Source organism: Streptomyces sp. NPDC058240, from assembly GCF_042882135.1.
Taxonomy (GTDB): Bacteria; Actinomycetota; Actinomycetes; order Streptomycetales; family Streptomycetaceae; genus Streptomyces.
The window spans coordinates 40,034-48,789 of sequence record NZ_JBHVWT010000043.1 but is presented as its reverse complement, the minus strand read 5'-3'; the positions used below and the strand labels follow the sequence as shown (position 1 = coordinate 48,789).

General features: G+C 71.7%; 2 protein-coding genes. Both read right to left on the bottom strand.

All coding sequences use genetic code 11. The features are described 5' to 3' along the window. A partial coding sequence (locus tag ACFVX4_RS34910; RefSeq protein WP_389985422.1) for an SDR family NAD(P)-dependent oxidoreductase occupies window positions 1-6,755 on the bottom strand: 6,755 nt, incomplete at its 3' end. Then, window positions 6,752-8,746 carry an asparagine synthase (glutamine-hydrolyzing) gene (asnB, locus tag ACFVX4_RS34905; RefSeq protein WP_389985419.1) on the bottom strand — a complete coding sequence of 665 codons (1,995 nt, stop codon included), beginning with the start codon at window positions 8,744-8,746 and terminating at the stop codon, window positions 6,752-6,754. The genes asnB and ACFVX4_RS34910, both read right to left, overlap by 4 nt. Window positions 8,747-8,756: the final 10 nt, after the last annotated feature.

Sequence of the window (8,756 nt, the reverse complement as noted above, 5' to 3'; positions counted from 1 at the left end):
GTCTGCGGCACCGGGCGCACGGCCGGCTCCGCGCCGTCGACGCCGCGCCGCACCCCGCGCAGCTCGCCGACCACCTCACCCGTCTCCCCGACCAGCTCGATCCGGTCGTTCCCGAACACCACATGGGTGACCGCCGCCCCGGCCCGCGCGTGGATCTCCGCGATGTGGTTGAGCGCGACCCGGGGCCAGTCCGGCACCCCGGTGCGCTTGGCCTCCCACTGCACACCCTGCGCGATCACGACGAGTACGAACGGCTCGACGGTGACGTTGCGCCGGACGTGGTCCTGCTGGAACGCGGGCCGGCCGACGCTCAGCACCGTCCGGCCGTCCGAGGTGCGGAACACGCCGTCGACCGCGCACGCCGCCGCATTGAAGTCCAGCCCGCCGGTGGCCAGTTCGGCCAGGAACTCCTCCCGCGTGCGGACCGGCCGCAGCCCGGCCAACTCGATCCGGCCCGAGGGCGCCGTGGCGGCCCGCACGGTGAACTGCACAGCCGCCGACCCGTCCTCGGTCCGGACGGTGCCGTGACCGTCGGCGAATTCCGTGACCAGCCGCTCGGTCGCGGACCAGTCGATCGGCCGCAGCACGCGGAGGTCGTGGACGGACGCCGGCCCGGCGAACCCGCTGACCTTCGCGGTGGCCAGCGCGAGGTCCACGGCGAAGGTCGGCGCGATGGCGGGCACCTTGTCCAGGCGGTAGCCGTAGTCGAGCAGGTCGGCGAGGCGGACGTCCACGCCGTAGCGCAGGCCGCGGACATCGGACTCGTTGCGCCCCAGGAACGGGTGCAGCCGCTCCCGCAACGCCAGCGGGGCCAGCACGGTCGGCGCGCCGTCGGTCGGCTCGACCCAGCAGCGCACCTTCTCGAACGGGTACGGGGGCAGCGACACCCGGCGCTCTGCCGGCAACCGCTCCCAGTCGACGCTCCTGCCGGCGACCCAGGCCGTGGCGAGCTCGTGCGCGGGCAGGTCCCGCCGGCCGGCGAGGTAGCCGTCCACGGTGGCCAGCGCCGACCGTTTGTCCGCTGCTACGAACGCCCAGCGGTGGGGCAGCTCGTTCTTGCCCACCCGCAGGGTGAACGCGATGTCGGGCAGGTCGGTCTCCCGCGCCCCGCCGAGGTAGGCGCGGAAGGCGGCCAGGTAGCGCCCGAGCGCTGCTTCGTTCATCGCCGAGAACACGAACAGCTGCTCCCCGAACGGCTCCCGGCGTACCGGACGTTCGGGGTATTCCTCCAGGATGATGTGCGAGTTCATCCCGCCGGCGCCGATCGAGGTGACGCCGGCCCGCCGGGGCAAGGGCACCTGCCGGCCGTCGGCCGTGGTGACCGTCGGCTTCCAGTCGGCCACCGACTGCTGTACCCAGAACGGCGTGTCGGCGAAGTCGATGTCCGGGTTGAGTTCCGCGCTGTGCAGGGACGGCAGCAGCTTGCCGTGCCGGAACTGGAGCAGCACCTTGGCCAGACCGATCATGCCGGCCGCCGCGAGCAGGTGCCCCATGTTGGACTTGACGGAGCCGAGCGCGCAGAACTGCCTGGCCGCCGTGTACTTCCGGTACGCCGACGTCAGCGCCCGGACTTCGATCGGGTCGCCCAGCGCGGTGCCCGAGCCGTGCCCCTCGACGTAGCTGATGGTCCGCGGGTCGACTCCGGCGTCGTCCAGCGCCTTCTCGATCGCGTGCGCCTGCATCACCGGGTTCGGCACGGTGAAGCCGTTGCGGGTACCGGAGTTGGACAGGGCGGTGCCCCGGATCACTGCGTACACCTGGTCGCCGTCGCGCTCGGCGTCGACCAGCGGCTTGAGCACGACCGCGCCGACGCCCTCACCGAGGATGGTGCCGTCCACACCGTGGCCGTAGCTGCGGATCACGTCGGAGGTGCCGGTGGTGAAATGCTCCTGCGACGAGGTGATGAGGTTGTACGGGTGCAGCATCAGGTTGATGCCGCCGGCGACCACCATCCGGCACTCGCCGGACCGCAGCATCTGCACGGCCTGGTGCACGCACGTGGACGAGGCCGAGCACATGGTGTCCACGAAGATCGATGGCCCGGTCAGACCGTAGAAGTAGGACAGCATGTTGGGGATCGTGCCCGTGTAGCTGCCGCTCTGCGGGGCGCCGCGGGTGAGACTGTTCTGGAAGCCGTACAGGTTGTAGTGGTTGCTCATGGTCCCCACGAGCACGCCGACATCGCCCTGGTAGCGGCGGTGAATGGTCTCCCGGGAGTAGCCGGCATCCTCCAACGCCTGCACGCCGGCTTGGAGGAAGAGCCGCACCTCCGGGGACATCTGCTCGGCCTCGCGCTTGGAGATGCGGAAGTACCGGGGGTCGAACGTGTCGATGTCGCGGAGGAACGTCCCGGTCCTGATCACGGTCTTGCCCGGCACGGCCCGGTCGCGGTCGTAGACGGCCTCGTGGTCCCAGCGGTCGGCGGGGATCTCCTCGAACGCGTGCCGGCCGCTCTCCAGAAGCTCCCACAGCTCGTCCAGGGTCTCGGCACCGGGGTAGCGCCCGGACACGCCGACGATCGCGATGTCGTGCCGGTCGTCGCGCTCGGGTTCGTGGACGACGAGAGCGGCGGACTCCGCCCTGCCGGGCTCTGCTGTTTCGGGCGCCACGTCGCCGGATTCCGCCTGGCCGGACTCGACCGCGCGGGGCTCCGCCCGGCCCTCGGACCGCGTGGCCGGAGCCGCTGCCGGGACGGCCGGCGTGCTGGCCGCTCCGCTCGCTCCCAGCACGGCCGCCAGCTGCTCGGGCCGTGATTCCACGAAGTGCGCCGCCACGTCCGCGATGTTCAGGTACTCGAAGAAGATCGTCTTGGACAGCGGCCCGAACAGCTTCTCCAGCCGCGCGGTCACCCCCAGGATGCCCAACGAGTCGATGCCGTAGTCGATGAGGTTGGCGGTTGTGTCGAGGTCCTCGGGGGAGTGCCGGAGGACCTCGGCGATGATCCCCGTGAGCAACTCCTCGGTCTGCTCCTGCAGGTTGCCGTCGATGGCGCCACCGGACGACGCCGGGCGGGTCGGCGCGGGGCGGCGCGGCCCGGCGAGGGAGGCTTCGGTGCCGTAGGCGACGACGACGTGGGCGGGGGCGTCGGCGCGCAGGGACCGGCCGAAGGCGCGCAGTCCGTCCTCCGTGGGCAGCGGCTCCCACCCGCGCTCGCGGCGCTGCGACTCGCGGGTGACCTCGTCCGCCGTCATGCCGCCGTCGGCCCACAGCGGCCAGCTGACGGCCACGGTCCTGCCGCTGCGCTCGCCCGCGTCGACCAGCGCCTGGCGGTGCTCGGCGAACGCGTCCAGGAAGGCGTTGGCCGCCGCGTAGTCGGACTGCCCCGGGTTGCCGTAGACACCGGCGACCGAGGAGAACAGCACGAAGAAGTCCAGGTCGAGGTGGCGGGTGGCGGCGTCGAGGCAGAGCGCGCCCCGGACCTTCGGCGCGGTCACGCGGCGGACGTCGGTGAGGTCCTTGCGCAGCAGGTACTGGTCGTGCAGCACCCCGGCCGCGTGCACAACGCCGTGGAGCGCGCCGTGCTCCCGCAGGATCGTCTCGACCGCGGTGCGCACGGCTCGGGCGTCGGTGACGTCGACCGGCAGGTGGTGTGCGTCGACCCCCTCGGCGCGCAGGGACTCCACGGAGCCGTCCGCGGACCGTCCGCTGAGGACGACCGTCGCCTCCGTACGGCTCAAGTAGCCGGCGAGGTGCGGGCCGATGCCGCCCAGGCCACCGGTCACCCAGTACACGCCGCCGGTCCGCAGCTCCGGCACCGGCGGACCGGCGCCGAGCGGCGTCTCGACGGGCTCGCGTACCTGCCGGGCGCCGTCGGCGGTGTAGCGGACGTCGGTGTCGGCGGAGCCGTCGGCGCATTCCTCGCGCACGATCCGCGCCGCCTCTGCCGGGGACGTCGCCTGAAGGCCGGGGATCCGGACCACGCGGCCCGAGACGAGTGGGTTCTCCAGCGCGACCGTGCGGAACAGGCCCACCAGCGGTGCGTGGAAGTGCGCCGGTACCCGGGCATCGACCAGTACCACGAACTGGTGCTCGTCCTTGGGACCGGCCGCGAGCAGCCGTTGGACGTCGGCGAACGCCTGGTCGGTCACGGCGTCGATGCCGTCGGCCGGGCGGGCCGGCGCGATCCCCGGCAGGGCCATGGTGTGCGCGGTGCGGGAACCGCCGTCGGCGTTCAGCGGCCTGTCGATCCACCGGGGGATCGCCGTGACGACGCGCGGACCCGCGTCGGTGGTGCGCTGGGCGAGCCCCCGCAGGCAGGCGCTCAGCACGCCGTCGCGGTCGCACAGGTCGATGTCGAACGTGGCGAGCGCCCCGGAGCCCCCGCTCCGCCGGACCCACGCCCATGTCTCGGACGGGCAGGGCCGGTGGACCTGGAGCTCGTCGAGGGCGAAGGCCAGCGTCGGGCCGGACGCCTCGCCCATCAGGACCACGGATGTCTGGAAGGCGGCATCCAGGACACTCGGCGGCAGCACGTACCCGCCACCCTCCGTCGGGCGGATGCGGACGAGTGCCTCGTCGCGCCCCACCCGGACCTCGCGCAGCGCGCGCAGGGCCGGCCCGTACTCCAGATGCTGGGCACGCAGGCGCGCGTAGATCTCGCCGGTGTCGCGCGAGGTGTGGCAGGACACGCGCAGGGCGTCCAGGTCCAGCGGCGACGGTTCCGGCACCGGGACGACCTCGGCGGAGCCCGTGCTGTGGGTCGTCTCACCCTGGAGGAACGCGAAGTCAATGGCGTCACCGCGCGGCGTCAGTCCGATGTGCACCTCGACCGGTTCGTCGACGACGAGCGGCCGCCGCCATGCGACGTCGCGCAGCCGGACCGTCCCGTCCCGCGGCGCCGCGCACTCCACGGCGGCCCGCGCCATCTCCAGGTAGGCGGCCGCGGGCAGCACCCGACGGCCGTGGACCCGGTGCGCGGCGAGGAAGGGCTCGGAGCCGGTGAACACGGAGGTGTAGCGCTGCTGCGCCAGATCCGAGGTGTTCCGGTGGACGAGCGGGTGCAGCGTCGCGGTGTCCGGCATCCCGGACCGCGGCGCCACGTACCAGTGCCGGTCCCGGGCGAACGGGTAGGCCGGCAGCCGCACGCGGTGCGCCCCGGGGTGCCGGGGCCAGTCGGCGGCCCCGCCGCGCACCCACGACTCCGCCGCGGCCACCATCTCGTGCCCGGCCCCGGCGGGGTTGCGCACCTCACCGTCCGCGACGGACTCCAGCGCGGCGACGAGCTGTTCCCGGTCCGCGACGACGAACGCGGCCCTGGCCCGCATCGGTTCGCGGCCGAACTGGAGCGTGTGGGCGATGTCGGCCGGCGACTGGCGCGGCCGTAGCGCGTGCTCCGGTGCCCGCAGGTGGTCCCGCAACCGCTCGGCCAGCGCGCGCAGCCGCTCCGGAGTCTTCGCCGAGAGCGGGACGACGTGCGGTCCCGGCCTCTCGACGGCCGGCCGCGCGCCGACGTGTTCCTCCAGCAGCACATGGGCGTTGGTCCCGCCGAACCCGAACGAACTGACGCCCGCCCGACGCGGCACACCCTCGCCGGCCGGCCACGGCCGCGTGTCACCGACGATGTAGAACGGACTGCCGTCCAGGTCGATCAACGGGTTCAGGGCCTCGAAGTTGACCGTCGCCGGCAGCATCCCGGCCGCCATCGCGCCGATCACTTTCACCACGCCCGCCACACCAGCGGCCGATTCCAGGTGACCGATGTTGGTCTTGATCGACCCGATGCCCGTGCTGCCCGGCCGCGGCCGGGTTCCGTTGGCGTCGTGCAGGCTCTGGAAGGCGCGCTTGAGGCCGACGACCTCGATCGGGTCGCCGACCGGTGTGCCCGGCCCGTGGGCCTCGATGTAGCCCACGGTGTCGGGCGCGATGCCGGCGCGGGTGTGGACCTCCTCGATCAGTGCGGCCTGCGCGGCCGGGTTGGTCACGGTCAGCGAGTTGGTCTTGCCGCCGTGGTTGGTGCCGACGCCCTTGACCACCGCGTGCACCAGGTCGCCGTCCGCCACCGCCTTGGCCAGCGGTTTGAGCAGCAGGACCGCGCCGCCCTCGCCGCGGACGAACCCGTCGGCGCCCTGGTCGAAGGCGTGCGAGGTGCCGGTGGGGGAGAGCATGCCGGCCTTGCTGAACGCCACGAACAGCTTCGGCGACCAGCACAGGTTCACCCCGCCGGCCAGCGCCAGCTCACAGTCGCCGTTGCGCAGTGCGGTGACGGCCTCGTAGAGCGAGACCAGGGAGCTGGAGCAGGCGGTGTCGTTGGCGATGCTGGGGCCGTGGAAGTCGAAGAAGTAGGACAGCCGGTTGGCGACGACGGAGAACGCCGTGCCGGTCGGGAAGTAGCCGTCGGTCGGCACGTCGTCGCGTTCGATCAGCTCGGCGTAGTCGGCGTGGGAGACGCCCATGAACACGCCCGTGCGGCTGCCCGCGAGTTCGCCCGCCCGGTAGCCCGCGTCCTCGATGGCCTGCCACGCCAGCTCCAGCGCGAACCGCTGCTGGGGGTCCATCGTCTCCGCCTCACGCGGGGAGATATTGAAGAAGGCGGCGTCGAAGCGGTCGGCGTCCTCGACGAACCCGGCCCAGACGCTGTTCGTCTTCTCCTCGTCCTCGCGCGGATCGCCCAAGTAGCGTTCCTTCGACCATCGTTCCGCGGGCACCTCGGTGATCAGCGAGCGTCCCGCCGCAAGGTGGTCGAACAGCTCGGCCAGCGTGTCGGCGCCGGGGAACCGCAGGGCGAGACCGGTGATCGCGATGTCGTCGGCGCTCATCGGCTCTCCTCCGCTTGCTGCACGGCACGACGGTTGTCCACGGTCACGCGCAGGTTCAGCGCAGCGGTCGACGGGCGGCCAGGCCGACTGCCGTCGCCCCGCACGAACTGCCGATGGAGCACGGCGGTCGTCAGCAGGTAGAGGAAGGCGTGGTCCTCCTTGGTGCTGATCTCCTCCACCGGCGACGACATGACCTTGTTGACCAGGCGGCGGGCGAACCGCTGGTCCACGAAGCCGAGCTCGGCCAACTCGTGGTCGGACAGCAGCAGTTCCAGGTAGTCCGGGCGATTGTCCTTGAACACGGTGCTGCCCGGTGCGCGGTAGGGCTGCTTGGGGCGCCGCGTGGTCCACTCCGGGAGCTCGGCGCGGAATGCCTTCTTCAACAGGGCCTTCTCGACCTGACCGTCGTCGTAGCGCAGATTCACCGAAGCGGCGGCGCGCACCACCGCCGGGTCGAGGAACGGGCAGCGGTTCTCGACGCCGTGCGCCAGCGCGGCGCGCTCTCCCTGCGTGGACAACAGGAATCCGGCCAGCAGCGTCTTGTACTCCAGCCACTGGGCCTTGTGCACCGCGGGCATCTGCGCGTAGCCGGGAGTCCCGGCTACGAGGGCAAGCAGGTCGCCGAACGGTTCGCGACCGTCGGCGAGCAGGCGCGCGGCGAACAGGCCGTTCTGGTAGCGCATCTCGTGGGAGAACAGGCCCGGCAGGCGTTCCACCGAGAACTGCTGGTAAAGCCCGAGCAGGTGGGCCTGGTGGGCGGGACCGAAGTGCGTCAACTCCGGGTGCAGGCCGGCCAGTCGGGTACGGCGCTCGTCATCGGGGAGTTCGTTCCACCGCCGGCGCAGCAGGGTCTCGCGGAAGAGCGAGTAGCCGAGGAACGCCTCGTCGGAGCCCTCGCCGCTGAGGATCGTCTTGATGCCGGCGTCGCGGACGTGCCGGGACAACAGAAACATCGGTACGAACGAGGTACGAAAGGTGGGTACCTCGGCGTGGTAGACGGCCGACTGGAAGTTGTCGGTGATGTCCGTGCCGGTGATCGCGACGCTGGAGTGCCGGGTGCCCAGGTGCTCGGCGACCAGGCGCTGGCTGTCGGACTCGTCGAAGGTCTTGTCCTGGAACGCCACGGAGAACGTGCGGACCTGGTGCGGGGAGAGCTGGGTGGCCAGTCGCGTCACCACCGAGGAGTCCAGGCCGCCGCTGAGGTAGACGCCGACCTCGACGTCGGAGCGCAGGCGCATCTCCACGCTGGTGTGCAGGGTCTCCCTGATGAGCTCGATCGCCTCGGCCTCGGACCCGTCGAAGCCGGGCACGTCGAAGGAGAGGTCCTCGTAAGGGCGCAGCGAGCGGCGACCCGCGCCGAGGGTCAGCACGGAGCCCATCGGGAGCTGGCGGATTCCCTGGTACGGCGTGCGGTCGGGCAGCGGCGTCCACGTGGCGTAGATCGTGGCCAGTTCCCTCGGATCGAAGGCGAAACGGAACCCGGGGAAGGCACGGAACGCCTTCATCTCGGATGCGAACAGGAAGCCGCCGCCGTGGTCGGCGTAGAACAGCGGGCGTTTGCCGTAGCGGTCGCGGGCCAGTACGAGGTCGCCGCTGACCGCGTCCCTGATGGCGACCGCGAAGGCTCCGTTGAACCGGGTGAAGCAGTCCGTTCCCCACTGGATCCACGCCTGGAGCACCACTTCGGTGTCGGAGTGGTCGGTCCGGAACGGGCGGCCGAGGGCTTCCAGTTCCGCGCGGAGCTCGATGTGGTTGTAGAGCTCACCGTTGAAACAGATCCAGTAGCGCTGTGACGGGTCGGACATGGGCTGCGAGCCGTCGGCGAGGTCCACGATCGCCAGCCGCACCGCCCCCATGGCGATGCCGTCATCCAGGTAGTAGCCGGCCTCGTCCGGCCCGCGGTGACAGATGTTCGACAGCATCGAGGTGATGACCTCGGTGGTGGCACCGGAGTGCAGCGAAGTCGAAAGGAAGCCGGCCAGCCCGCACATGTCCCGTCCT

What these genes read in the sequence shown, in the direction of transcription:
- asnB (WP_389985419.1), bottom strand. Translation starts at nt 8,746, where the DNA reads ATGTGCGGGCTGGCCGGCTTCCTTTCGACTTCGCTGCACTCCGGTGCC.